Here is a 22041-nt window from a genome sequence, read left to right on the forward strand (position 1 = left end):
GTCAGGCTGCTTCGGCTTCGTCGAGCAGCCAGTTGGGATCGCTGCTGCCGATCGCGCGGCGGAAGGTCCACCGATCGTCGGTCTGCGACGCATCGCTCATCGATCCGGCGATCATCCGGCCTTCGGAATCGCGGGTCACCGCGCTGATGTCGGCATGATAATGGACCGTGACGCGCGCCTCATTGCGGTTCATCTCGACCTCGGTGATCTTGGCCGAATCGATGCGGACCAGCCGGTTGTCGAGCGTTTCGCCGCGCGCTTCGCGCGCCGTGATGGCGTCGGCAAAGGCTTCGTAGCTGTCATCGTCGCAAAGGTCGCGCAGCGTATCGCGATCGCCCGCCCAATAAGCCTCGAGGATCATGCGATAAGCGGCTTCGGCGCCTTCCATGAACCGCCCGGCGTCGAAGCTGCGGTCGGTCGCAAGCAGCTGGCGCAGCCCGGCTTCGGCAGCGGGTTCATAGACGAGACCCGAGGTATCGGCGGCCGCAGTGCTCGCGGCGGGCGGCGTTTCGCCCTCTTCCAGCCGCACGGGGGCAGGGGCGGCGCGCTCGTCGCGGCGCGGCGGCACGGGTTCCTGCTCATGCCCCGTGCGCTTGCCGAGGACCGAGTAGAGCCGCATGCCGAGGAAAGCGGCAATCATGGCGAGCAAGACGATCGAAAAAGCAGTCACGGGCAACAGTCCAATGCGGGCAATGGCAACATCTTGGCCAATACATAGGCCATACGAAGGCAGGTTTCAAATAGCCATGACCGCAGCGGGGCGACAGGTCAACGATTCACCCTCCCCATCCGCCCTTACGGCGCCCCCATTGTGCTGGGCGCCGGGCGCTGCTAAGCGCCGCCGCAACCGTCCGCCGCGGTCCCGACACGGTCTGCGGCCCGGATAATCGTTTCAATCTTTCCAGTGAAAGCATCTCTATCATGGCTGACGAGACCAGCGCCGACATCAACAATCCCGCCCTGCAGCCCAACGGCGAAGACACGAGCCCGGCGATCGGCCTGATTTCGCAATATGTGAAGGATCTGTCGTTCGAAAATCCGAACGCGCCCGCGGTTTACCAGTGGCAGGACGCGCCGCAGATCGACGTCCAGTTCAACATCGCCGCCGACAGCGTCGGCGACAATCTGTACGAAGTGTCGCTCAAGATCGACGTCACGTCGAAGACCGATCAGGGCACGAGCTTTGTGATCGACCTGAAATATGCCGGTCTCTTCGGCGTCCGCAATGTTCCCGACGACCAGCTGCAGCCCTTTTTCCTCGCCGAAGCGCCGCGCATCCTGTTCCCCTTTGCCCGCCGCGTCGTCGCCGATGCGGTCCGCGACGGCGGTTTCCCGCCGCTGCTGCTCGAACCGATCGATTTCCACGGCCTGTTCATGCAGCAGGCGCAGCAGATCGAGGCCGAACAGGCGGGCGACGTCGCGCCGGTTGGCCAGGCCTGACCCTGATCGACGGGACGGGCTGACGGGGTGAGCAGCCTGATCAAAAATGTCGGGACGATCGGCGGGCTGACGATGGTCAGCCGCGTCTTCGGTTTCGCCCGCGACATGCTGCTCGCGCGCGTGCTCGGCGCCGGCCTCGCCGCCGACGCCTTCCAGCTCGCCTTCACACTGCCCAACACCTTTCGCCGCCTGTTCGCCGAGGGCGCCTTCTCGGTCGCCTTCGTCCCCATGTACAGCCGCGCGCTGCATGGAGAGGGCGGCGAAGAGGAAGCGGCGAAATTCGCCGACGACGTGCTTTCGATCTTCCTGTGGGTGTTGCTCATCTTTTCGGCGATCATGATGATCGTCATGCCGGGGATCGTCTGGCTTCTCGCGCGCGATTTCCAGGAGGTGCCGGGCAAATTCGACCTCGCGGTCTTCTTGAGCCGGCTGACCTTTCCCTACCTCGGGCTGATCAGCCTCGTCGCGATGCTGTCGGGCCTGCTCAACGCGCGGTCGCGCTTTGCCCCCGGGGCGCTGGCGCCGGTGCTGCTCAATATCGTGCTGATCGCGGGGATCACCGTCGGCTGGTGGCTGCGCGGCGACAGCCATGACGACCGCATCGTCGCCACCGCGCTCGCGGTCTCGGTCAGCCTCGCGGGCGTGGCGCAGCTTGCCTATCTTATCCGGGCGGTGCGGCGCGCGGGGCTGCGGCTCCACTGGCGCTTGCCCAAGCTGACCCCCGAAGTGCGCAAGCTGGGGATGCTGATCCTGCCCGCGACCTTCGGCGCCGGAATCTACCAGATCAGCCAGTTCGTCGACACCTTCTTTGCGACCTCGCTGCCGCAGGGGTCGCTGACCTTGCTCAAGCTCGCCGACCGGCTGAACCAGATGCCGCTCGGCATCGTCGGAATCGCGCTCGGCACCGCGATCCTGCCGATGCTGTCGCGCCATATCCACAGCGGCGACGCCGCCGAAGCACAGCGGCTGCAGGGCAATGCCTTCGAGATCGCGACGCTGCTAACGCTGCCCGCCGCCGCCGCGCTCGCTATTTGCGCCCCCGCCTTTGTCACCGCATTCTTCGTCGGCGGACGCTTCACCGACGCCGACGGCGCGATCATGGCGCAGATCGTCGCCGCGCTCGTCGCGGGGCTTCCCGCCTATGTCATCGTCAAGATCCTGAACCCGGGCTTTTTCGCGCGCGAGGATATGCGCACCCCGGTGTGGACCGCGCTCGCCGCGCTGATCGTCAATATCGCGATCAACCTCTATGTCGTCGAGCGTTACGGCATCGTCGGGCTCGCCGGCGCGACCGCGGTGTCGGCCTCGCTCAACTGCATCCTGCTCTACGCCGTGCTCCACCGCCGCGGCTGGTTCCATTTCACCGCAAAGCTTGCCGGAAAGATCGCGCGCCAGCTCGTCGCCGTCGCCGCGATGTCGGCGCTGCTCTGGTGGATGATGCCGATGATGGCGCCCTGGTATGGCGGCGGCGTGTTCGACCGCATCTGGTCGCTCGCGGCGCTCGTCGGCGCAGGCGGCGCGGTGTTTTTCGCTGCCGCCTTCCTCGTCGGCGCGCTTGACAAGGATCTGGTCGCCATGCTCACGCGGCGGCGCGCCAAACCAGGCGCCACAGAGGAGTAAGACATGCGGACGCTATCGGGCATCCAGCCCACCGGAAATTTGCATCTCGGCAATTATCTGGGCGCGATCCGCAACTGGGTGCGCATGCAGGACGAGATGCCGGGCGAGAAACTCTATTTCCTCGCCGACCTCCACGCGATCACCGTCTATAACGACCCCGCCGAGCTGACCGCGAACACGCGCGAGATGGCGGCGGCGCTGATGGCGGCGGGGATCGACCCCGAAAAGGCGATCCTGTTCAACCAGGCGCGCGTCCCAGCGCACGCCGAGCTGGCGTGGCTGCTGTTCTGCACCGCGCGGATCGGCTGGCTGAACCGGATGACGCAGTTCAAGGAAAAATCGGGCAAGAACCGCGAGGGCGCGAGCGTCGGCCTGTTCGCCTATCCGGTGCTGCAGGCGGCCGACGTGCTGATTTATCAGACGACACACGTCCCCGTCGGCGACGACCAGAAACAGCATCTCGAACTCGCGCGCGACATCGCGACCAAGTTCAACCTCGACACCGGCACCGAAACCTTCACGCTGCCCGAGCCGACGATCCCGGCGGCCGCGGCGCGGATCATGAGCCTGCGCGACGGCAATGCGAAAATGTCGAAATCGGATCCGAGCGATGCGAGCCGCATCAACCTCGTCGACGATGCCGAGACGATCATGGCGAAGATCCGCAAGGCCAAGACCGACGCCGAGCCATTGCCGGCGGAAGCCACGGGCCTCGAAGGGCGCCCCGAAGCGCGCAACCTCGTCGCCATCTACGCCGCGATGGCCGACGAAAGCGTCGATCAGGTGCTCGCGCGCTTTGCCGGGCAGGGGTTCGGTGCGTTCAAGCCCGCGCTCGGCGAGCTGCTCGTCGAAACGCTGCGCCCGATCGCGACGCGCCTTGCCGAACTGAAAGCCGATCCGGCGGCGATCGACGCGGCGCTCGAGGCGGGCGCGGCGCGCGCGTCGGCGCTCGCGCGGCCGACGCTCGACGCCGCTTATGCCGCATTGGGATTGTGCCGCTAATAGACCGGAAGAACTTGCTTATCCGCGGCGGCACCCCATATTCAGTCGCGGAACGAAGGCGCGACGAACCGGGTTCAACCAAGGTTAAGTCGCATCGGCGTAGTCATGGTATAAGAGCGCGGGCTTATGCGCGCACCCCGAATTACGGAGCCAAGACGATGAGCAAGATGAACCTCCGGCGGCTGGGCCTGGCCGCCATGACGGGCGCGGCGCTGGCGCTGGCCGGCTGCGCGACCCCGTTCAAGGCCGATGTGGCGCGTTTCCAGACACAGCTTCCCGCCCCGCAGGGGCAAAGCTTCGTCGTCGAGGCGAGCAATCCCGCGCTGCAGGGTGGCATCGAGTTTGGCCACTATGCGAACCTCGTCGCGGGCGAGCTGACCCGCTACGGCTATCGCCCCGCGGCGCGCGGCGAGAATGCCGACCTCGTCGTCCGCATGGACTATGGCGTCGACAAGGGGCGCGAACGCGTCGTGTCGAGCCCCGGCTTCGGCGATCCCTGGTATGGCGGTTATGGCCGCGGCTTCTATCGCCCGGTGATCGTGAGCGGTCGCGGCGGGCGCCGCTATGTCTATGGCTATCGCGACCCGTTCCTGTGGGGCGGTTTCGGTCCGGGCTGGGGTTATAACGACGTCAGCAGCTACACCGTCTATACCAGCGGGCTGAACCTGCAGATCAACCGCGCCGCCGATGGCTCGCGGCTGTTCGAGGGCCATGCCGAGGCGCAGTCGCGCGACAATAATCTGCAGGCGCTCGTCCCGAACCTCGTCGAGGCGATGTTCACCGGCTTCCCCGGCAATTCGGGCGAGCGGGTACGGATCACCGTGGCGCCGCCCGAAAAGGGCTGAGCTGTCTCGCAAGCTGAAACAAAGGCCCGCCCTCCATCTGGAAGGCGGGCCTTTTGCTTTGGAGAGGAGCGATGTCGGCTTCCCGACCGGCAGGCGCCCTATCAATCATCGTCACCCCGGACTTGATCCGGGGCCTGCCTTCTTGAAGGAAAAGGCGGGCCCCGGATCAAGCCCGGGATGACGGAAGTGGATGATTGAAAGGCAGCTCCCCACCCCAAAGCCGACGCCGGCCTCACGGCCCTAAAACGATGTGGATAACCCCGGGGACAACCCCGGTATAACCTGTGGATCAGCCGTTCAAACTGCGCCGGATCGCGGCGATTTCGGCGTCGAGTTCGCTGTCGGCGACGCGCAGCGCCTCGACCGTGCGCACGGCATGGATCACCGTCGAATGGTCGCGCCCGCCAAAGCGCCGCCCGATCTCGGGATAGGAGCGCGGCGTCAATTCCTTCGCCAGGTACATCGCGACCTGCCGCGGGCGGGCGATCGCGCGGACGCGGCGCTTCGACGCCATTTCGGACTTGTCGAGCCGGTAATGCGCGCAGACCGCGCGCTGGATTTCGTCGATCGTGATGCGCGGGCGCGCGGTGCGGACATTTTCGGCCAGCCGATCCTCGGCGAGCGCGAGATCGACCGTCGTGCCGGTGAGCGCGGCATAGGCGAGCAGCTTGTTGAGCGCGCCCTCGAGCTCGCGGATGTTGCGGGTGAAATGCTTGACCAGATAGGCGACGACATTGCCGGGCACCTCGAGCATCGGCATCGCAAGCAGGCGCTGGCGGATGATGCGCTCGCGCAGATCGTCCTCGGGCGCCTCGATGTCGGCGACGAGACCGCCCGACAGGCGCGAAAGCAGCCGCGCCTCGACCCCGTCGAGCATCGCCGGCGGGCGGTCGGCGGTGACGACGAGGCGCTTGCCCGCGGTCATCAGGTCGTCGATCGTGTGGAGCAATTCCTCCTGCGTCGAATTCTTGCCGATCACGAATTGCAGATCGTCGAGCAGCAGCAGGTCGGCGGCGCGCAGCCGCGACTTGAATGCCATCATGTCGCCGCCGCGCATCGCGCCGACGAATTCGAGCATGAATTTTTCGGCCGACATCAGGATGATGTTCGCGGTCGGGTGCTCGGCCGCATAGGCCTGCGCGATCGCCTGGAGGAGGTGCGTCTTGCCCTGGCCGGTGCCCGAGCAGAGGAAGAGCGGGTTGAACTGCGGCCTCTCCGCCATTGCCATGCGGCGCGCGGCGTTGGCGGCAAGGATATTGCTGCGCGCGACGACGAAGCGGTCGAACGACAGGCGCGGGTCGAAAGGCGACGGGACGGCGAGTGCCGGCGCCGCGGACGTGTCGAAGGTCGGCAGCGGCGGGGTCGCAAGGATCGCGGCGCGCTCGCTTGCCGCCGCACCGCCGCGCACCGTGACGCCGCGGACCGCGGGCAGCTGCTGGCGCCACGCGAGTTCGAGCCGGTCGCCAAAGCGCTCGTTGATCCAGTTCGCCGAAAAGCGGCTGGCGGTTTCGAGCGTCACCACGCCCGAGAGCGCACAAAAGTCGGCAAAGCGCACGGGCCGCAGCCAATGGTCGAAGGTGCGGGCGCCAAGGTCGCGGCGCAGCCCTTCGGCGACGCGCGGCCAGAGCGTTGCGGCATCGCCGCTCATCGCTCCATTCCTTGCGCCATCCTCATGCCGATACCCGCTCTCTGTCACGCCGTGCCGCCCCCTTTGGTCCCCTCCGCCAGACCAGCGCGCGGCCGCTGCACACGCCGATCCGTCGCCTGCGCCGGGCGCAAGCATCCTTTCCGGGGTACACAGCCCGAAGAAGTGCGAATCATGTCGATGTGGCGGCCGCCAGCGAAGGCCGACGACCCCCCTGTCTAGTCAGGGCGCGGCGAGTCGATCAAGGGCAGCCATGTAAAAATACTGAAATAAAAATCTTGACTCGCCGGGGGTGCCGGAATCGCGCGAAAACCGTCTTTTATCTATGCTTTTCAAAAGCTTATTTATGACAATCCAGCGACAGATCAACGAATCGCCGTAAATCCGTCACTTACCGCGGTGCAACACTATTGCCATCGCCCGGTAACAATTGCGGGCACAAAAAAGGACCCGCGAGCCTGAAGCCAGCGGGTCCTTTTTGTTCCCTTTCGGGACGCGTCGAATCAGGCGATCGCGTTCACGCTTTTGGTCAGGCGCGAATATTTGCGCGCCACGGTGTTCTTGTGGAGCACACCCTTGGCAACGCCGCGCGCCATTTCGGGCTGGGCGGCCTTCAGCGCGGTCGCTGCAGCGTCCTTGTCACCGGCGGCGACGGCGTTCTCGACCTTCTTCACCAGCGTGCGGATGCGCGAAACGCGATTCTTGTTCACGACGGTGCGCGCCTGGTTGCGGCGGATGCGCTTTTTTGCCTGCGGCGTATTGGCCATAAATTCCTCGGTTTCCAAACGGTCTAAGTCAGTCGGAGCGCAGCGTCACCGGAGCAGCCGAATCGCGCAAACAGGCGAATCAATGTCCGGATACGGCCGGTTCCGGTACGACCGGACCCTGCTCGAAGGGTGCGCCCATAGCCAGACTGCCTCCGTCGGTCAATCATTTTTGCGGTGAATGTGCCGCATCATCGCTGGCATTTAGGGCAATAGAAGGTCGATCGCCCGCTCTGGACGATCCGCGCGATCGTCCCGCCGCATTCGCATGGATCGCCTTCGTGCCCGTAGACGCGCCAGTCCCTGGCGAAATAGCCGAGCTCACCGTCGGGCTGCCTGTAATCGCGCAGCGTCGAGCCGCCTGCGGCGATCGCGGCCTCGAGCACCGCCTTGATCGCAGGCACCAGCACCGCAAGCTTGGCGCGCGACACATCGGCCGCCGCGCGCGTCGGGGCGATTCGCGCCATGTTGAGCGCCTCGCATACATAGATATTGCCGAGCCCCGCGACGATCGCCTGGTCGAGCAGCATCGCCTTGATCGGCGCCCGCCGCCCGGCGAGCACGCGCGCCAGATAGGCGGCGTCGAAGGCGTCCGACAAGGGCTCGGGACCGAGCGTGACGAAAGCGGGAAAGCCGGTCAGCGGGTCGCCCGCGATCAGGTCGACCGACCCGAAGCGACGCGGATCGTGGAGCATCAGCCGCTGCCCCGCCGCGGTGTCGATCAAGAGATGGTCATGCTTGCCGGGTTCGCCCGCGCCGATCCGCCAGCTGCCCGACATGCCGAGGTGGAAGATCATGTGATCGTCGCGGTCGGTCGTAATGATCCCATATTTGGCGCGGCGCGACAGGCTGGTGACGATCGCACCGGTCAGCCGCTGCGCAAGATCGACCGGAAAGGGCCGGCGCAGGTCGGGGCGCAGCGTCGAGACGCGGACGAGACGCTGGCCCGTGAGGTGCGGCGCAAGACCGCGGACGGTGGTTTCAACTTCGGGAAGCTCGGGCATGATGAGCGGGGGCTACGCGCCATTTGCTTGCGCGACAAGGCCCCGCTAAAGGCGCATCTGACTATCGCTCTCCCCGCAAAGGCGCACATCCATGGCCACCCCCGAAACCGTCAGCTTTGGCTACGAACAGGTCGCGGCGACCGAAAAGACCGCGATGGTCGGCGAGGTGTTCAGCCGCGTCGCGCGCAAATATGACATCATGAACGATGCGATGTCGGGGGGCATGCACCGATTGTGGAAGGACCGTTTCGTGCGCCGGGTGAAGCCGCGCGAAGGCGAGACGATCCTCGACATGGCGGGCGGCACCGGCGATATCGCGTTTCGCATGGAGCCCTCGGGTGCCAGCATCACCGTCGCCGACATCAACCCCGACATGCTCGGCGTCGGCGTCGAACGCGCGGCGACACGCGGCATCGACAGCCTCGTGTGGAGCGAGCAGAATGCCGAGAAGCTCAGCTTCCCCGACCAGTTCTTCGACGCCTATACGATCGCCTTCGGCATCCGCAACGTCACCGATATTCCCGCCGCGCTCGCCGAAGCGCACCGCGTGTTGCGCTATGGCGGCCGCTTCTTCTGCCTCGAATTTTCGACCAACGAATGGCCGGGCTTCGCGCAGGCCTATGACGCCTATTCGCATCATCTGGTGCCCAAGCTCGGCAAGCTGATCGCCGACGATGAGGACAGCTATCGCTACCTGATCGAATCGATCCGCCGTTTTCCGCCGATGCCTGCGTTTGCGAAAATGATCCGCGAGGCGGGATTCAGCGCGGTGAAGGTCGAGCCGATCATGGGCGGGCTGGTGGCGATCCACAGCGGGTGGAAAGCGTGATGGCTGCTCCTTTCTTCTCCCCTCCCGCTTGCGGGAGGGGTCGGGGGAGGGCCTGTTTGCTAGGCCAATACCTCGACATGCCCTCCCCTAGCCCCTCCCGCAAGCGGGAGGGGGACCAAGCGTGACCCGGCCCGTCATCCATATTGCCCGCCTGCTGAAATGGGGCCGCATCCTCGCGCGCCACGGCGCGCTCCGCGGGATCGAAGCCGCGCCCGAAACGCCGCCCGGCGTCAAGCGACTGTGCCGGATCGCGCGGCTGGGCACGATCCAGCCGAAAATCCCCGACTATGCCGCCGCCTTCCAGGCGATCGGCCCCGCCGCGGTCAAGCTCGGCCAGACGCTCGCGACGCGCCCCGACCTTGTCGGCGAAGAGGCGGCGCGCAACCTGCTGATGCTGCAGGACGCGCTCGAGCCCGTGGCGTTCGATCGCATCAAACAGGAAATCGAGGCGACCTTCGAAGCGCCGCTCGAGACACTCTACGCCGAATTCGACCCCGAGCCCGTCGGGTCGGCGTCGATCGCACAGGTCCACCGCGCGGTGACGACCGAGGGGCGCCAGGTCGCGGTCAAGGTCCGCCGTCCCGGGATCGACAAGCAGTTCGCGCGCGACATCGACACCTATGAATGGGCCGCCGCGCATCTCGAGGCGCTCGGCGGCGAAGCGACGCGGCTGCGCCCGCGTCAGGTGATCGCCAATTTCCGCCGCTGGACGCTGCGCGAACTCGACCTCCGCCGCGAGGCCGCGTCGGCGTCCGAACTCGCCGACGCGATGGTCGGGGTTCCGACCTATCAGGTCCCTGCGATCGACTGGGACCGCACCGCAAGCCGCGTGATGACACTCGACTGGATTGACGGCATCAAGATTTCGCACCGCGACGCGCTGGTCGCGGCGGGGCACGACATGGAAGCGCTCTCGGCAAACCTCGTCAACGCCTTCCTGCGCCAGGCGATCGCCGAGGGTTTCTTCCACGCCGACATGCACCAGGGCAATTTGTTCGTGAAAGCCGACGGGACGATCGCCGCCGTGGACTTTGGCATCATGGGGCGGATCAACCGGCAGGCGCGCTACTGGCTCGCCGAAATCCTCTATGGGCTGACCACGGGCAATTACCGCCGCGTCGCCGAGATTCATTTCGAGGCGCAATATGTGCCCGATTATCACAATGTCGAAGAGTTCGCGACGGCGCTGCGCGCAGTCGGCGAACCGATGCGCGGCAAGCCGGTGAGCGAATTGTCGGTCGGCCAGATGCTCGACGGGCTGTTCGCGATCACGCGCGATTTTGACATGCAGACGCAGCCGCACCTGCTGCTGCTGCAAAAGACGATGGTGATGGTCGAGGGCGTCGCGACGATGCTCAACCCCAAGATCAACATGTGGGACGTGTCGGGCCCCTTCGTGAAGGAATGGATCCGCGACGAGCTCGGCCCCGAGGCGGCGCTCGCCGACGGCCTCCGCGAGCAGGGCAAGACGCTCGCGCTGATCCCCGACATCATCCGCCGCCTCGACGCGCAATTGCCCAAGAAGGGGGCCGCCCCGCCCGCGCCGCCGCTGCCCGAGATTCCGCTAATGTGGGACAAGGGCGAGAAGCGCCGCTGGTGGCGTTATGCGTTGACGGCATTGGTTGGCGCGGCGGTGGGGGCTGCAGCACTCAACTGGCTGGGTTGAATCGACCGGCAAATGCGCATACCTTATGCGCAAGGAGAATGGCGATGAACCGTCCCGCACGATTCGAAGGGCCCAAAAAGGCGACCAATGTGTCGCTGAGCGCCGAGCTAGTCGAAGAAGCCAAGCAGTTGGGCATCAACGTCAGCGAGGCTTGTCAGACGGGGCTTGCCGCCGAGGTCAAAAAGGCCCGCGAGGCAGCGTGGAAGGAAGAAAATCGCGCTGCTATCGAAAGCTGGAACGACTATACCCGCAAGAACGGCCTTCCGCTTGCCAAGTACCGGCAATTCTGATGGCGCAATTCGACGTGCATGAAAGCCGGCTGGGCGAAGAGCTGCTGCTCGATTGCCAGAGCGACCTGCTCGACCATTTTGGTACGCGTTTCGTCGTTCCTCTGTTGTCGGCGCAAACCGCCAGAACGCTTCCGCGCCTGCACCCACTGTTCATCATCGACGGCGAGCAGCATATTCTTGCGACGCAACTCGCATCGGCCGTCGACGTCGAAGATCTGGGTCGCAAGGTCGGCTCGCTTGCGGACCAGCGCTATGACATACTGAACGCACTCGACGTGTTGCTGACGGGGGTTTGATGATGACCAAGCCCCGCATCCTGCTCATCATCGGCGGCGGTATCGCCGCCTATAAATCGATCGAACTGGTCCGCCTGCTCAGGAAAGCGGGCTATGTCGTGCGCTGCGTCATCACGCGCGCGGGCGAACAGTTCGTGACCCCGCTGACGCTCGCAGCGCTCAGCGAAAACAAGGTCTATACCAACCTCTTCGACCTCAAGGACGAGGTCGAGATGGGCCATATCCAGCTAAGCCGCGAGGCCGACCTGGTCGTCGTCGCCCCCGCGACCGCCGACCTGCTCGCCAAGATGGCCGCCGGAATCGCCGACGATCTCGCAACCACCCTGCTGCTCGCGACCGACAAGCCCGTGCTCGCCGCGCCCGCGATGAACGTCCGCATGTGGCTCCACGCCGCGACACGGCGCAATGTCGCGACGCTGCGCGGCGACGGGGTGACGGTGATGGAGCCCGACGAGGGCGAGATGGCGTGCGGCGAATATGGCCCCGGCCGCCTGCCCGAGCCCGCGGCGATCAAGGCGGCGATCGATACGGCGCTGGCCAATGCCCCGGCGCCGGTCGCGCTGACCGCGCCGGCGACGCTCGCCGACCAGCCCGATTTCGCGCCCGCGAACCGGCGCCCGCTCTATGGCCGCCGGATCCTGATCACCGCGGGGCCGACGCACGAGCCGATCGACCCGGTGCGCTACATCGCCAACCGGTCGAGCGGGAAGCAGGGCTTTGCGATCGCCGCCGCCGCCGCCGAAGCCGGCGCCGAGGTGCTGCTGATCGCGGGCCCCGTCCCGCTGCCGACCCCGCCCGGCGTGATTCGTGTCGATGTCGAAACCGCGACCCAGATGGCGGCGGAGGTTGCCGAGGGCCTGCCCGTCGATGCCGCGATCATGGTCGCCGCGGTCGCCGACTGGCGCGCCGCCGACCCCGCGGGCCAGAAGATCAAGAAGGACGGCAGCGGGCAGGTTCCGCCGCTCGCGCTCGCCGAAAATCCCGACATCCTCGCGGGCCTTGCGAAGTCGCCCGAACGCCCGGCGCTGCTGATCGGCTTTGCCGCCGAAACCAACGACGTCATCGCGCACGCGCAGGCGAAGCTCGCACGCAAGGGGTGCGACTGGATCGTCGCCAACGACGTCGCCGCCGACCCGATGGGCGGCGAGAGCAACCGGGTACATATCGTTAGCAAAACCGGGGTAGACAGCTGGGACCGGCTGCCCAAGCAGGCCGTGGCCCGCAAATTGATGGAAAAGATCGCCGATGAGCTCGATACGCGTGTCCCCCCAGAATAACATTGGGAATCCGATTGAAATCGCCATCCAGCGCCTGCCCAACGGCGGCGGCCTGCCCCTGCCCGCCTATGCGTCGGGGGGCGCGGCGGGAATGGACGTCGTCGCGGCCGAGACGCTGACGCTGCGCCCCGGCGCGCGCCACGCGGTCGCCACCGGCTTCGCGATGGCGATCCCCGCCGGCTATGAGGTGCAGGTGCGCCCGCGCTCGGGCCTCGCATTGAAGCATGGCATCACCTGCCTCAACACGCCGGGGACGATCGACAGCGACTATCGCGGCGAAGTGAAGGTGATCCTCGCCAACCTGTCCGAGGATAATTTCGACATCAAGCGCGGCGACCGCATCGCGCAGCTCGTCCCCGCGCCGGTTCAGCGCGCGACGTTCGCCGAAGTGACGACGCTGGACGAAACCGAGCGCGGCGCAGGCGGCTTCGGATCGACCGGGGTCGAAAGCGACCCTGTCGACGAAACGGCGAACGCCGCCGGCCTCGCCTCGCTGTCGGGAATCCGGCTGCGGCGACCGGGCGAATAGTGCTCAGCGACGCCGAACTCGACCGTTATGCGCGCCAGATCATCCTGCCGGCGTTCGGCGGCGCGGGGCAGGCAAAGCTGAAGCGCGCGCATGTCGCGGTGATCGGCGCAGGCGGGATCGGATGCCCCGCGATCACCTATCTGGCAGCGGCGGGCGTGGGCCGGTTGACGATCATCGACCATGATGTCGTCGAACTCTCGAACCTCCAGCGCCAGCCCTTGTTCACCGACGCCGACATCGGCGCGCTGAAAGCCGAGGTTGCGGCGAACGCGGCGCGGCGGATCAACCCGCATGTCGAGGCGGTCGCGGTCGCCGAGCGTATCGATGACGGCAATGCGGAGGCGCTGCTCGCGGGCGCCAGCCTGATCCTCGACGGCTGCGACAATTTCGAAACCCGGCTCGCCGTCAACCGCGCCGCGGTCGCGCTGCACATTCCGCTGCTCAGCGCGGCGATCGGCGCGTTCGAGGGACAGGTCGCGCTTTACGAAGGCTGGCGTGAGGGCAGCGCGTGCTATGCCTGCCTCGTCGGCAGCGATCCTACCCAAGAAGGGATCAATTGCGCCGAAACCGGGGTGATGGGGGCGCTCGCGGGGATGATCGGGACGATGGCGGCGCTTGAGGCGGTCCGCGCGCTCACCGGCTGGGGCACGTCGCTTGCCGGGCGGCTCGCGATCGTCGATATGCTGGACCGCCGCTGGCGCGAGGTCGGTGTGCCCCAGGATCCGCTATGCCCGACATGCCGAGCCTGAACATCGTCGTTGCGGTCGCCGAAGGGCGGCGGCTGTACGCTGCGCTCGAAGCCGCGATGGCCGCCGCGGCGCTGGGACGCCCGGTGCGTCTCTTCCTGCAGGGCGAAGCCGTGGCGCTGCTGCGCGATCCGGTGTCCTTCGCGGGCGACGCGGCGCGCCAGGCGGCGGGCCAACCCGACCTCGCCTCGATGGTCGAGGAAGCGATCGCAATGGAAATCGAACTTTTCGCCTGCCAGTCGGGCATGGCGCTCATCGGCGTCGCGGCGACCGAACTGGTGCCGCACGTCAAAGCGGCGGGACTGGTCAGCTTCATGGCGAACATCGGCGGCGAGGACCGATTGGTCGTTTATTGAGCTGTTCCCCTCCCGCCTGCGGGAGGGGATTCACGGATTATCGCACACTTTGATCGCTTCGGAATCGGGGCGCGTCCCCTCGGGCACGAAGCGCGCGAGATAGCCGCCGGCGTGCTGCTTGTCGTCATAGGACACGAGCTTGTATCCCACCGCCTCGAACTCGCAGACGAGCAAACGAAACGGCGTGCCATGCTGTGCGATCGGGCGGTCGCCGTCGACGACGATCACCTGGCCGCCCTTGCGAAGCGCGGGACGCAGCCGCCACAGGAAGGCGTAGGGTTCGCCGATCTCGTGATACATATGGACCATGAACACGCGGTCGAAGCTGGCGGCGGGCAGGCGCGGATCGTCGACCGCGCCCAATTTCAGCGAGACATTGTCGAGCCGTTCGCGCGCGACACGGTCGGCGAGCCGTTCGATCACCTCGGGCATGATGTCCTGCGCGAGGACGCGGCCGCCCGCGCCGACCCGCTGCGCGAGGCGCACGGTGTAATAACCGTCGCCCGCGCCGATGTCGGCGACGGTCATGCCGGGGCGGACGTCGGCCGAGTCCATGACGTCGTCGGCTTCGTTGACGCGGTCGCGGGCTTCCTCGGTCGACCATTTGGTCGAGACGGTCGGCGCGACCGGCCGGTCGGCGGGCGGGAATTCGCGCGCGGTGGGGGCGCGGTCGCTGTCGTCGTCCCACGGCGCATCGTCGCAGCTGCCGAGCAGCGGCAACAGCGCCAGCGCGGCAAGGAGGGCCGCGCGCCGCATCAGTCGATGTCTTCCACGTCGACCTTTTCGCCGGTCACCTTCTGCGACAGCGCGGCGGCCATGAAGGGATCGAGCGCGCCGTCGAGCACGTCGCCGGGCGCGGTCGAGGTCACCCCGGTTCTGAGGTCCTTCACCAGCTGATACGGCTGGAGGACATAGGAGCGGATCTGGTGGCCCCAACCGATCTCGGTCTTCGCCTGATATTCGCCCGACGCCTCGGCCTCGCGCCGCTGCAGCTCGGCCTCGTACATCCGTGCCTTCAGCATCCCCATCGCGGTCGCGCGGTTCTTGTGCTGCGACCGGTCGTTCTGGCTGGCGACGACGATGCCCGTCGGAATATGCGTGATGCGCACCGCCGAATCGGTCGTGTTGACGTGCTGCCCGCCCGCGCCCGAAGCGCGATAGGTATCGATCTTGAGGTCGCCTTCGTTGATCTCGATGTCGATATTGTCGTCGATCACCGGATAGACCCAGACGCTGGAGAAGCTGGTATGGCGCCGCGCCGAACTGTCGTAGGGCGAGATGCGGACGAGGCGATGGACGCCGCTTTCGGTCTTGGCATAGCCATAGGCATTTTCGCCCTTCACGAGCAACGTCGCCGACTTGATGCCCGCCTGTTCACCCGCCTGATATTCGACCAATTCGACCTTCATCCGGCGCTTTTCGGCCCAGCGGCTATACATGCGCTGGAGCATCTCGGCCCAATCCTGGCTTTCGGTGCCGCCGGCGCCGGCATGGACTTCGATATAGCAGTCATTGGCGTCGGCTTCGCCCGCGAGCAGCGCCTTGATCTTGTCCTCTTCGGCGCGCGCGGCGAGCGCGGCGAGGCTCGCCACCGCCTCGTCGACCATCGCCTCGTCGCCTTCCATCTCGGCGAGCTCGATCAGTTCGGCGGTGTCGTCGCGCTCGGTCTCGATCGCGCGCGTCGCGCTGATCGCCTCGTCGAGGCGGCGGCGTTCGCGCATGACCTCCTGCGCCGCCCTGGGATCGTTCCACAGCGTCGGGTCCTCGACCTTCGCATTGAGTTCGTCGAGCCGGCGCACCGCGCGGTCCCAGTCGAGGAAACGCCGCAGCAGCGCCAGCGCGGCGCCAATCTTGTCGATATGATCCTGCGCTTCGGCGCGCATGTCCTTGCTCCTGAATCTAATGGCGTCCGGCCATAGTTGGACGAACACAGTCCCACAAGGCCGCATCCAGACGAGGCAAGCCTTCGAATTTCGTCCATCCTCGCCCGTTTGTCCTGGGGAGCCATTGAGCTTGTCGAAATGGCATCTCGAAGGACCTGAGGCTGTGCTCGGTCCTTCGAGACGGGGCTTCGACAGGCTCAGCCCCTCCTCAGGACGAACGGTTATCTGTGAAACGATGCGTCAGATGATGCCGCCGCGATCGTCGAGGAAGTCGCTGTCGGTGCGTCCCGCCTTGCCCTTCTGCGTCGGCGCGGCCTGCCGCCGCTGCGTCTTGATCGGCTTGATTTCCTCTTCGCGGATCGTCCGGCGCGGCTCGCTTTCGGGCTTGAACGCCTCCCAGATGATCGACGCCTTGGGGTCGGTCCCCGGCCAGCTGCCATAGACGCGGCGGCCCGACTGGCGGTCGATCCGCACCATGCGCACGCCCTTGGGCGCGGTGAACGGGATCGGCTGGCTGTCGGCGAGCGATTCGTCGAAGAATTGTTTGAAGATCGGCGCCGCCAGACTGCCGCCCTGCGCATAGCCGCCCATGTTTCGCGGCTGGTCATAGCCGATATAGACGCCCGCGACGACATCGGGCGTCCCGCCGACGAACCAGACGTCGTTCGGGCCGGTGGTCGTGCCGGTCTTGCCGAACAGCGGCACGCCGAGGTCGCGCAGGCGCACCGCGGTGCCGCGCTGGACGACGCCCTCGAGCATATGGACGACCTGATAGGCGGTCATCGGGTCCATCAGCTGCTTGCCCGATTTGGCGAAGCGCGGCATCGGCCGGCCGTCCCAGTCCTTCTTGTTGCAGCCTTCGCAGGCGCGCCAATTGGCCGGGAAGATCACCTTGCCGCGACGATCCTGCGCATAGTCGATCACCCGCGGCTTGAGTTCGCGGCCGTGGTTGGCGAGCATTGCGAAGGCATTGGTGATCTTTTCGACCGTCGTCGACCCGGCGCCGAGCGCGGTCGACAGATAGGGCTCATGCTTGCCGATGCCCATCGTCTGAATCGTCTCGACGATCGGTTCCATGCCGATCTGGCTCGCGGTCTTGACCGTCATCAGATTGCGTGACTGTTCGAGGCCCCAGCGCATCGTGTGCTCGCCGCTGCCGCCCGCGCCGCCGAAGTTGCGGAAGCATTTGTTGCCGAAGCGCGCACCCTGATAGACGCAGAAGGGCCCGTCGACGATCAAAGTCGCGGGGGTCATGCCATTGTCGAGCGCGGTCGCATAGACGAAGGGCTTGATCGTCGAGCCCGGCTGGCGTTCGGCCTGCGTCGCGCGGTTGAAGGGCGAGAGGCGGACGTCGAAACCGCCCTGCATCGCATAGATGCGCCCCGAATGCGGGCTTTCGGCCATGAAGCCGCCCGACACCTCGGGAATATTCTTGAGCGCGTAAGAACCGCCGCCGGTCGCTTTCACCGCGATCAGGTCGCCCGGGCGCATCGCCGAAAAGGCGCTGCCGCCGGTCTTGCGATAACCCAGGGTCGCGGCGCCCGCGGGCAGGGTGCCCGTCGTGCCGTCGGCAAAACCGATCTGCGCCGCGCCCGCCGATTTGGAAATCACCGCGGCGATCCGCCAGCCGTCATAATCGATGCCGATGAAGCTCGACGCGAGGCGGCTTGCCCACTGGTCGTCGGCCTCGATCGTCGCGATCGGCCCCGACCAGCCCTTGCCCGCGTCGTAGCGGAGAAGCCCGCGGCGCAGCGAATTGGCCGCCGCTGCCTGCATCTTGCCGTCATAGGCGGTGCGCACCCACAGGCCGCCGGCATAGACGCTGTGCGGGCCCTTGTCGGCGGTCTCGCCGAATTCGGCGATCAACTGGCGCCGTACTTCTTCCATATAATAGCCGCCGACCTGCGCGATCGCACGGTTGCCGCTGTCGGTCAGCCCGAGCGGCATCGCCTTGGCCGCGTCGCGCTGCGCCGCGGTGATCCAGTCGTTGCGGTACATTTCGTCGAGGACGAAATTGCGCCGGGCGATCGCCTTGTCGGCGTTGCGCGCGCGGCCATAGGTTTCGGGCGCCTTGGGCAGGATGGCGAGGAACGCCATTTCATGGAGCTGGAGCTGGTCGACATCCTTGTCGAAATAGGCGCGGCTCGCGGCCTGGACACCGAAGCTGCGGCGGCCGAGCGGGATCTCGTTGAGGTACAGCTCGAGGATCTGTTCCTTGGTCAGCGCGTCCTCGATCCGCATCGCGAGGATCGCCTCGCGAATCTTGCGGCGGTAGCTGACCTCGCCCGTCAGCAGCAGATTCTTCGCCACCTGCTGCGTGATCGTCGAGGCGCCGATCGGCCGGCCGCTGCTGCTGAGGTTGGTGATGATCGCGCTGACGATGCCCGGATAGTCGATGCCGCCATGGCTGAAGAAGGTGCGGTCCTCCGCCGCCAGATAGGCGCGGACGAGCAATTGCGGATATTCGCTATATTCAAGCTGGACGCGCCGTTCGCGGGCATAGCTGTGGACGGGCTTGCCCTCGGCATCGCGCACCATCGTCGGCAGCGGCGGTTCATAATCGCGCAGCTGGTCGACCGAAGGCAGGTTGCGCGCGAAGAGAACCCAGACCAGCGCGAGAAAAAGGACACCGGCAAGCGCGACATAGCCGAGCCAGCGGAACCAGCGCCGCGTCCACATATCGCGAAACCATGCGATGACGGCATTGCTGTCGCGGCGCAGGCGCAAGCGGAAATCGGGCGGACTGTCGGCGGCCATATGTCCCCGCCTCTAAAGCCTGTATCGTCGAAAGGGAAGCGTGCTTGCGGCGAGGCGCGCGACTACTCGTTTCCCGTCAGGTCGAGCAGCGCCGCGCGCAGCATCGCGGCGACTTCGGCAAGCACTATATCGGTCGAAACACGGTCCTCCTCGTAGAGCATTTCGTCGGCGGCGAAACCAAGCTCGACCGCCAGCCGCAGCCGCGACCACAGCGCGGCGCGATCGATCGCAGAGAGATGCGGCGCGCAAGCATCGGCAAGCCGGTCGGTCACGTGCCGATGCGATTCGAGCCGGATATGGACGAGCCGCGGCGAGGCGTGGAGCGCACGCAATATCCACACCGCCCCCGGCTCGGCGCGCGTCACCGCGGCGTTTTCGGCCAGGAGATCGCCGATATGGTCGGCCATGGCGGCGATCCCCGTGGGCGCATGGCGGGCGATCCAGCTTTCGAGCACTGCATTCTGACGCGCCATCAGCCGCCGCCCCAACGCCTCCAGGACCGCATATTTGTCGCCGAAATAGCGATAGAGCGCCGGGGGCGTCAGCCCGGCGCGCGCGGCGATCATATTCGTCGAAATCCGCTCGAGCCCGACCTCGGCCAGCAAATCGCCGGCAACGTCGAGCAGCCGGTCGCGGGTCTGGCGCGCGCGGTCCTGCTGCGGCGGGCGCCTGACAGCAGGGGGCGCAGCGACGGTCACCGCGCACGACCGCGTGCGCTGACCGGCCAGATACCGACCAGCGTATCGCCCGCGACGACATGGTAGGAATCATAGAGATTCACCGTCGGGTCGCAGTGCGGCACCGTCAGGCTGACCGGATCGCCGGGAGCGAGCTCAATCCCGATGTCGGGCGCGATCAGCGCCGCATGCTCGTCGCCCATGAAAGCAAAGAACGCCGTTTCGGGCGCGCCGCGCTGGACCACCGCGACGCCGCCATCGGTCGACAGCGATTTATACCCGGCGTCGATGGTGACGAGGCCGCTGTGGTTGGCGCTGACGACGCGCGAATCGACCGCCAGCGCGACCTCGAACGGCGGCTCGCCGCCATCGGCGATGTCGCAATCGAGATATTGCTTGTCCATGAAGATATAGCTGCCCGCCTGCAGCTCGGTGAAGACGCTGAGTTCGAGGTCGATGCGGTGGGTGCCGGTGCCCGACCCGGTGACGATGTCGGGCGCGAAGCCCGCGGCGGTCAGCGCCGCGATCACCTCCTGCAGATAGGCGGTGCGCTCGACGATCGCGGCGCGGCGTTCGGCGTAATTTTCGATATGCTGCTGCGACCCGCAGTAGAATTGCACGCCGCGATATTGGAGGTTGGGAGCGGCGGCGATGGCCTGCGCCAAGGCGACCGCGGCTTCGGCCGATGCAACACCGGTGCGCGCAATCCCGGGGTCGATGTCGATGATGACATCGAGCCGCGCTTCCGCCGCCGCGAGCGCCGCCTGCAATCGCGCCGTCACGCCCGGATGATCGACGACCGCCATCAACCCTTCGGCATGCATCGCAAGCTTCGCGAGGCGATCGAGCGCAGCGGGTGCGGCAACGGGCGAGGTGATGAGGATGCCCGCGATCCCGCCTTCGGCAAGGACCTCGGCCTCGCCGATCTTGGCGCAACAGACCCCCACCGCCCCGGCCTTTTTCTGGCGCCGCGCAATATCGACGCTCTTGTGCGTCTTGGCGTGCGGACGCAGTGCGACGCCGTGATGGACCGTCAGCGCAGCCATCCGCTGAATATTGCGGTCAAGCGCCTCGACATCGAGGACAAGCACCGGGGTGTTGAGGTCGGCGCGCGAGCCTTGCTGGCCGATCAGATGGTCGTGCAAATCACGGTCGGTCGTCATACGAACAATGTCTCCAGATGCGGGTTCAGGAACTTGCCTTGCGGGTCGGCGGCGGCGCGGACGGCGCGATAGCGACCGACCAGCGGATAGAGCGCATCGACGTCGGCGCGGCTCAGCCTGTGGCGCTTAGCCCAATGCGGCCGGCCGCCATGGGCGCGAAAGATCGTCTCGGCGTCGGCGAACAGCGCGCGCCACGGCATCTTCGCATATTGGTGCATCGAAATGGCGGCGACGGGTCCGGCGTTCATCGGGCTCATCCATATATCGTCACCCGCGACGACGCGATATTCGAAGGGAAAGGTGACGGGCAGGCGCCTGCGCCGGATCCAGCCGACGATTTCGTCCAGCGTTTCGAGCCCGGCGCCGCGCGGCATTTCATATTCCATCTCCTCGAACCGTATATTGCGGTCGGACGGAAAGATGCTGTGCGCCGGGCCGCGACGACGGCCTGAAATACCGCTTCGCATCATCAGGCGCTGAAGAAGCGGCGTGAGAAACGGCAAGCGCGCCGAGATGCCGAGGATACGGCGAAAGGTCGCTTCCTCGATGTCGGTCGTGGTCGGAGGCGGGTCGCACGGATCGCACAGGTCGAGCGTCTTCAGAATCACATCGTCGCTGTGCGGAAAGAACCAGAATTCGACATGGCGGTGCTGCCGGGTCAGTTCGTCATAGCTCTCGCGCACCTCGGCCCAGCGGCGCTTTTCGATCCGTTCGGCGAGATGGAAGGCGGGGACGACCGCGACGTCGATCTCGGTCGCGATGCCGAACAGGCCAAGCGACAGGCGCTGCGCCTGATAGAGGTCGGCGTTGGTGTCGACATCGCACCAATGCGCCTCGCCATCGGCGCCGACCAGCCGGAAACCGCGCGCAAAGGTCGACAGCGAGCCGAGCTCGTTTCCGGTGCCGTGGGTGCCCGTCGCCATCGCGCCGGCAAGCGACTGCGGGTTCACATCGCCCTGGTTGGCGAGCGCCAGCCCCTCCTCCCACAGCGCCGCGGTCAGCCGGCGGATGCTCCAGCCGGCGGGGATGCGTGCGGTGCGGCGGTCGGCGGCGATACGGATTTCGCCTGCCATATCCTCGAGGCTGAGGATCAGTTCGTCCGATTCGCACAAAGGCATGAAGCTGTGCCCGGCACCGGTCGCGCGCAGCCTGTGGGCGCTGCGAACGAGCATCGCCAGCTCGTCCTCGCTATGCGGGCGCGCGATCGAAGCGGCCGCGGTGACGCTGCCCGACCAGTTGCTCCAGCTCATGA

At 66.4% G+C, this 22041-nt stretch carries 22 protein-coding genes; 12 read left to right on the forward strand and 10 right to left on the reverse strand.

All coding sequences use genetic code 11. The annotated features are described in order from the left end of the window. Nucleotide 1: 1 nt before the first annotated feature. Nucleotides 2-670 (reverse strand): Tim44/TimA family putative adaptor protein, encoded by a 669-nt coding sequence (locus tag V6M50_RS03715; RefSeq protein WP_332817197.1) that lies wholly within the window; start codon nucleotides 668-670, stop codon nucleotides 2-4. A 251-nt stretch (nucleotides 671-921) separates the two neighbouring features. Here V6M50_RS03715 and secB point away from each other — a divergent pair, with 251 nt between their 5' ends. From secB to V6M50_RS03735, 4 genes are all read left to right on the forward strand, one after another. After that, nucleotides 922-1440: a protein-export chaperone SecB gene (gene secB, locus V6M50_RS03720; protein ID WP_332817198.1), complete on the forward strand. Its 519-nt coding sequence runs from the start codon at nucleotides 922-924 to the stop codon at nucleotides 1438-1440. Between the two features lie 27 nt (nucleotides 1441-1467). Next, nucleotides 1468-3060 (forward strand): murein biosynthesis integral membrane protein MurJ, encoded by a 1593-nt coding sequence (murJ, locus tag V6M50_RS03725; RefSeq protein WP_332817199.1) that lies wholly within the window; start codon nucleotides 1468-1470, stop codon nucleotides 3058-3060. 3 nt (nucleotides 3061-3063) lie between these two features. Then, complete coding sequence (trpS, locus tag V6M50_RS03730; RefSeq protein ID WP_332817200.1) at nucleotides 3064-4062, forward strand: tryptophan--tRNA ligase; 999 nt, start codon at nucleotides 3064-3066, stop codon at nucleotides 4060-4062. Nucleotides 4063-4220: 158 nt separating this feature from the next. After that, on the forward strand, nucleotides 4221-4907 hold the full coding sequence (locus V6M50_RS03735) for a DUF4136 domain-containing protein (RefSeq protein ID WP_332817201.1): 687 nt from the start codon (nucleotides 4221-4223) through the stop codon (nucleotides 4905-4907). 289 nt (nucleotides 4908-5196) lie between these two features. Here the strand turns inward: V6M50_RS03735 and dnaA are convergent, their stop codons facing one another. The 3 genes from dnaA to mutM all read right to left on the reverse strand — a co-directional run bounded on the left by dnaA (nucleotide 5197) and on the right by mutM (nucleotide 8320). Further along, nucleotides 5197-6555 (reverse strand): chromosomal replication initiator protein DnaA, encoded by a 1359-nt coding sequence (dnaA, locus tag V6M50_RS03740; protein ID WP_332817202.1) that lies wholly within the window; start codon nucleotides 6553-6555, stop codon nucleotides 5197-5199. Between the two features lie 500 nt (nucleotides 6556-7055). Then, on the reverse strand, nucleotides 7056-7319 hold the full coding sequence (rpsT, locus tag V6M50_RS03745) for a 30S ribosomal protein S20 (RefSeq protein WP_332817203.1): 264 nt from the start codon (nucleotides 7317-7319) through the stop codon (nucleotides 7056-7058). A gap of 188 nt (nucleotides 7320-7507) precedes the next feature. Then, a complete protein-coding gene (mutM, locus tag V6M50_RS03750) occupies nucleotides 7508-8320 on the reverse strand; it encodes a bifunctional DNA-formamidopyrimidine glycosylase/DNA-(apurinic or apyrimidinic site) lyase (protein ID WP_332817204.1) in 813 nt (270 codons plus the stop codon). 91 nt (nucleotides 8321-8411) lie between these two features. On the opposite strand from mutM, the gene V6M50_RS03755 reads away from it, so the two are divergent. The 8 genes from V6M50_RS03755 to V6M50_RS03790 all read left to right on the forward strand — a co-directional run bounded on the left by V6M50_RS03755 (nucleotide 8412) and on the right by V6M50_RS03790 (nucleotide 14309). Continuing rightward, nucleotides 8412-9149, forward strand: coding sequence for a class I SAM-dependent methyltransferase (locus tag V6M50_RS03755; RefSeq protein ID WP_332817205.1), 738 nt, complete (start codon nucleotides 8412-8414; stop codon nucleotides 9147-9149). Between the two features lie 121 nt (nucleotides 9150-9270). After that, nucleotides 9271-10815: a 2-polyprenylphenol 6-hydroxylase gene (gene ubiB, locus V6M50_RS03760; RefSeq protein ID WP_332817206.1), complete on the forward strand. Its 1545-nt coding sequence runs from the start codon at nucleotides 9271-9273 to the stop codon at nucleotides 10813-10815. 44 nt (nucleotides 10816-10859) lie between these two features. Then, nucleotides 10860-11105 carry a type II toxin-antitoxin system CcdA family antitoxin gene (locus tag V6M50_RS03765; protein WP_332817207.1) on the forward strand — a complete coding sequence of 82 codons (246 nt, stop codon included), beginning with the start codon at nucleotides 10860-10862 and terminating at the stop codon, nucleotides 11103-11105. Next, nucleotides 11105-11401, forward strand: coding sequence for a CcdB family protein (locus V6M50_RS03770; protein ID WP_332817208.1), 297 nt, complete (start codon nucleotides 11105-11107; stop codon nucleotides 11399-11401). Before V6M50_RS03765 ends, V6M50_RS03770 begins: the two co-directional genes overlap by 1 nt. A gap of 2 nt (nucleotides 11402-11403) precedes the next feature. Continuing rightward, a complete protein-coding gene (coaBC, locus tag V6M50_RS03775; protein ID WP_332817235.1) occupies nucleotides 11404-12678 on the forward strand; it encodes a bifunctional phosphopantothenoylcysteine decarboxylase/phosphopantothenate--cysteine ligase CoaBC in 1275 nt (424 codons plus the stop codon). Next, complete coding sequence (gene dut / locus V6M50_RS03780) at nucleotides 12647-13207, forward strand: dUTP diphosphatase (RefSeq protein ID WP_443030477.1); 561 nt, start codon at nucleotides 12647-12649, stop codon at nucleotides 13205-13207. Before coaBC ends, dut begins: the two co-directional genes overlap by 32 nt. Then, entirely contained in the window at nucleotides 13204-13956 is a 753-nt protein-coding gene (locus tag V6M50_RS03785) for a HesA/MoeB/ThiF family protein (RefSeq protein ID WP_332817236.1), read from the forward strand. Before dut ends, V6M50_RS03785 begins: the two co-directional genes overlap by 4 nt. Next, nucleotides 13935-14309 carry a DsrE family protein gene (locus V6M50_RS03790; RefSeq protein WP_332817209.1) on the forward strand — a complete coding sequence of 125 codons (375 nt, stop codon included), beginning with the start codon at nucleotides 13935-13937 and terminating at the stop codon, nucleotides 14307-14309. Before V6M50_RS03785 ends, V6M50_RS03790 begins: the two co-directional genes overlap by 22 nt. Nucleotides 14310-14339: 30 nt before the next feature. On the opposite strand, the gene V6M50_RS03795 is transcribed toward V6M50_RS03790, so the two are convergent. The 6 genes from V6M50_RS03795 to V6M50_RS03820 all read right to left on the reverse strand — a co-directional run bounded on the left by V6M50_RS03795 (nucleotide 14340) and on the right by V6M50_RS03820 (nucleotide 22039). Continuing rightward, on the reverse strand, nucleotides 14340-15065 hold the full coding sequence (locus V6M50_RS03795; RefSeq protein ID WP_332817210.1) for a class I SAM-dependent methyltransferase: 726 nt from the start codon (nucleotides 15063-15065) through the stop codon (nucleotides 14340-14342). Next, on the reverse strand, nucleotides 15065-16192 hold the full coding sequence (gene prfB, locus V6M50_RS03800) for a peptide chain release factor 2 (RefSeq protein WP_332817211.1): 1128 nt from the start codon (nucleotides 16190-16192) through the stop codon (nucleotides 15065-15067). The genes V6M50_RS03795 and prfB overlap by 1 nt, the downstream gene beginning before the upstream one ends. Before the next feature lie 240 nt (nucleotides 16193-16432). Further along, nucleotides 16433-18949, reverse strand: a complete 2517-nt coding sequence (locus tag V6M50_RS03805) for a penicillin-binding protein 1A (RefSeq protein ID WP_332817212.1) — start codon at nucleotides 18947-18949, stop codon at nucleotides 16433-16435. A 62-nt stretch (nucleotides 18950-19011) separates the two neighbouring features. Further along, nucleotides 19012-19647: a TetR/AcrR family transcriptional regulator gene (locus tag V6M50_RS03810; protein ID WP_332817213.1), complete on the reverse strand. Its 636-nt coding sequence runs from the start codon at nucleotides 19645-19647 to the stop codon at nucleotides 19012-19014. Continuing rightward, the gene (locus tag V6M50_RS03815) at nucleotides 19644-20789 is read right to left on the reverse strand and encodes a DSD1 family PLP-dependent enzyme (RefSeq protein ID WP_332817214.1); all 1146 of its coding nucleotides are present in this window, start codon (nucleotides 20787-20789) and stop codon (nucleotides 19644-19646) included. The genes V6M50_RS03810 and V6M50_RS03815 overlap by 4 nt, the downstream gene beginning before the upstream one ends. After that, entirely contained in the window at nucleotides 20786-22039 is a 1254-nt protein-coding gene (locus V6M50_RS03820) for a D-arabinono-1,4-lactone oxidase (protein ID WP_332817215.1), read from the reverse strand. Before V6M50_RS03820 ends, V6M50_RS03815 begins: the two co-directional genes overlap by 4 nt. Nucleotides 22040-22041: the final 2 nt, after the last annotated feature.

It is taken from the genome of Sphingopyxis sp. (assembly GCF_036675685.1).
Lineage (GTDB): Bacteria > Pseudomonadota > Alphaproteobacteria > Sphingomonadales > Sphingomonadaceae > Sphingopyxis.

Excerpts from the sequence above, each read along its gene's own strand:
- rpsT (WP_332817203.1), bottom strand. The coding sequence starts at position 7,319 with ATGGCCAATACGCCGCAGGCAAAAAAGCGCATCCGCCGCAACCAGGCG.
- dut (WP_443030477.1), top strand. The coding sequence starts at position 12,647 with ATGAGCTCGATACGCGTGTCCCCCCAGAATAACATTGGGAATCCGATT.
- V6M50_RS03790 (WP_332817209.1), top strand. The coding sequence starts at position 13,935 with ATGCCCGACATGCCGAGCCTGAACATCGTCGTTGCGGTCGCCGAAGGG.
- dnaA (WP_332817202.1), bottom strand. The coding sequence starts at position 6,555 with ATGAGCGGCGATGCCGCAACGCTCTGGCCGCGCGTCGCCGAAGGGCTG.
- secB (WP_332817198.1), top strand. The coding sequence starts at position 922 with ATGGCTGACGAGACCAGCGCCGACATCAACAATCCCGCCCTGCAGCCC.
- V6M50_RS03820 (WP_332817215.1), bottom strand. The coding sequence starts at position 22,039 with ATGAGCTGGAGCAACTGGTCGGGCAGCGTCACCGCGGCCGCTTCGATC.
- V6M50_RS03755 (WP_332817205.1), top strand. The coding sequence starts at position 8,412 with ATGGCCACCCCCGAAACCGTCAGCTTTGGCTACGAACAGGTCGCGGCG.
- V6M50_RS03770 (WP_332817208.1), top strand. The coding sequence starts at position 11,105 with ATGGCGCAATTCGACGTGCATGAAAGCCGGCTGGGCGAAGAGCTGCTG.
- prfB (WP_332817211.1), bottom strand. The coding sequence starts at position 16,192 with ATGCGCGCCGAAGCGCAGGATCATATCGACAAGATTGGCGCCGCGCTG.
- V6M50_RS03795 (WP_332817210.1), bottom strand. The coding sequence starts at position 15,065 with ATGCGGCGCGCGGCCCTCCTTGCCGCGCTGGCGCTGTTGCCGCTGCTC.
- V6M50_RS03765 (WP_332817207.1), top strand. The coding sequence starts at position 10,860 with ATGAACCGTCCCGCACGATTCGAAGGGCCCAAAAAGGCGACCAATGTG.
- V6M50_RS03805 (WP_332817212.1), bottom strand. The coding sequence starts at position 18,949 with ATGGCCGCCGACAGTCCGCCCGATTTCCGCTTGCGCCTGCGCCGCGAC.
- coaBC (WP_332817235.1), top strand. The coding sequence starts at position 11,404 with ATGACCAAGCCCCGCATCCTGCTCATCATCGGCGGCGGTATCGCCGCC.
- mutM (WP_332817204.1), bottom strand. The coding sequence starts at position 8,320 with ATGCCCGAGCTTCCCGAAGTTGAAACCACCGTCCGCGGTCTTGCGCCG.
- V6M50_RS03815 (WP_332817214.1), bottom strand. The coding sequence starts at position 20,789 with ATGACGACCGACCGTGATTTGCACGACCATCTGATCGGCCAGCAAGGC.
- V6M50_RS03735 (WP_332817201.1), top strand. The coding sequence starts at position 4,221 with ATGAGCAAGATGAACCTCCGGCGGCTGGGCCTGGCCGCCATGACGGGC.
- trpS (WP_332817200.1), top strand. The coding sequence starts at position 3,064 with ATGCGGACGCTATCGGGCATCCAGCCCACCGGAAATTTGCATCTCGGC.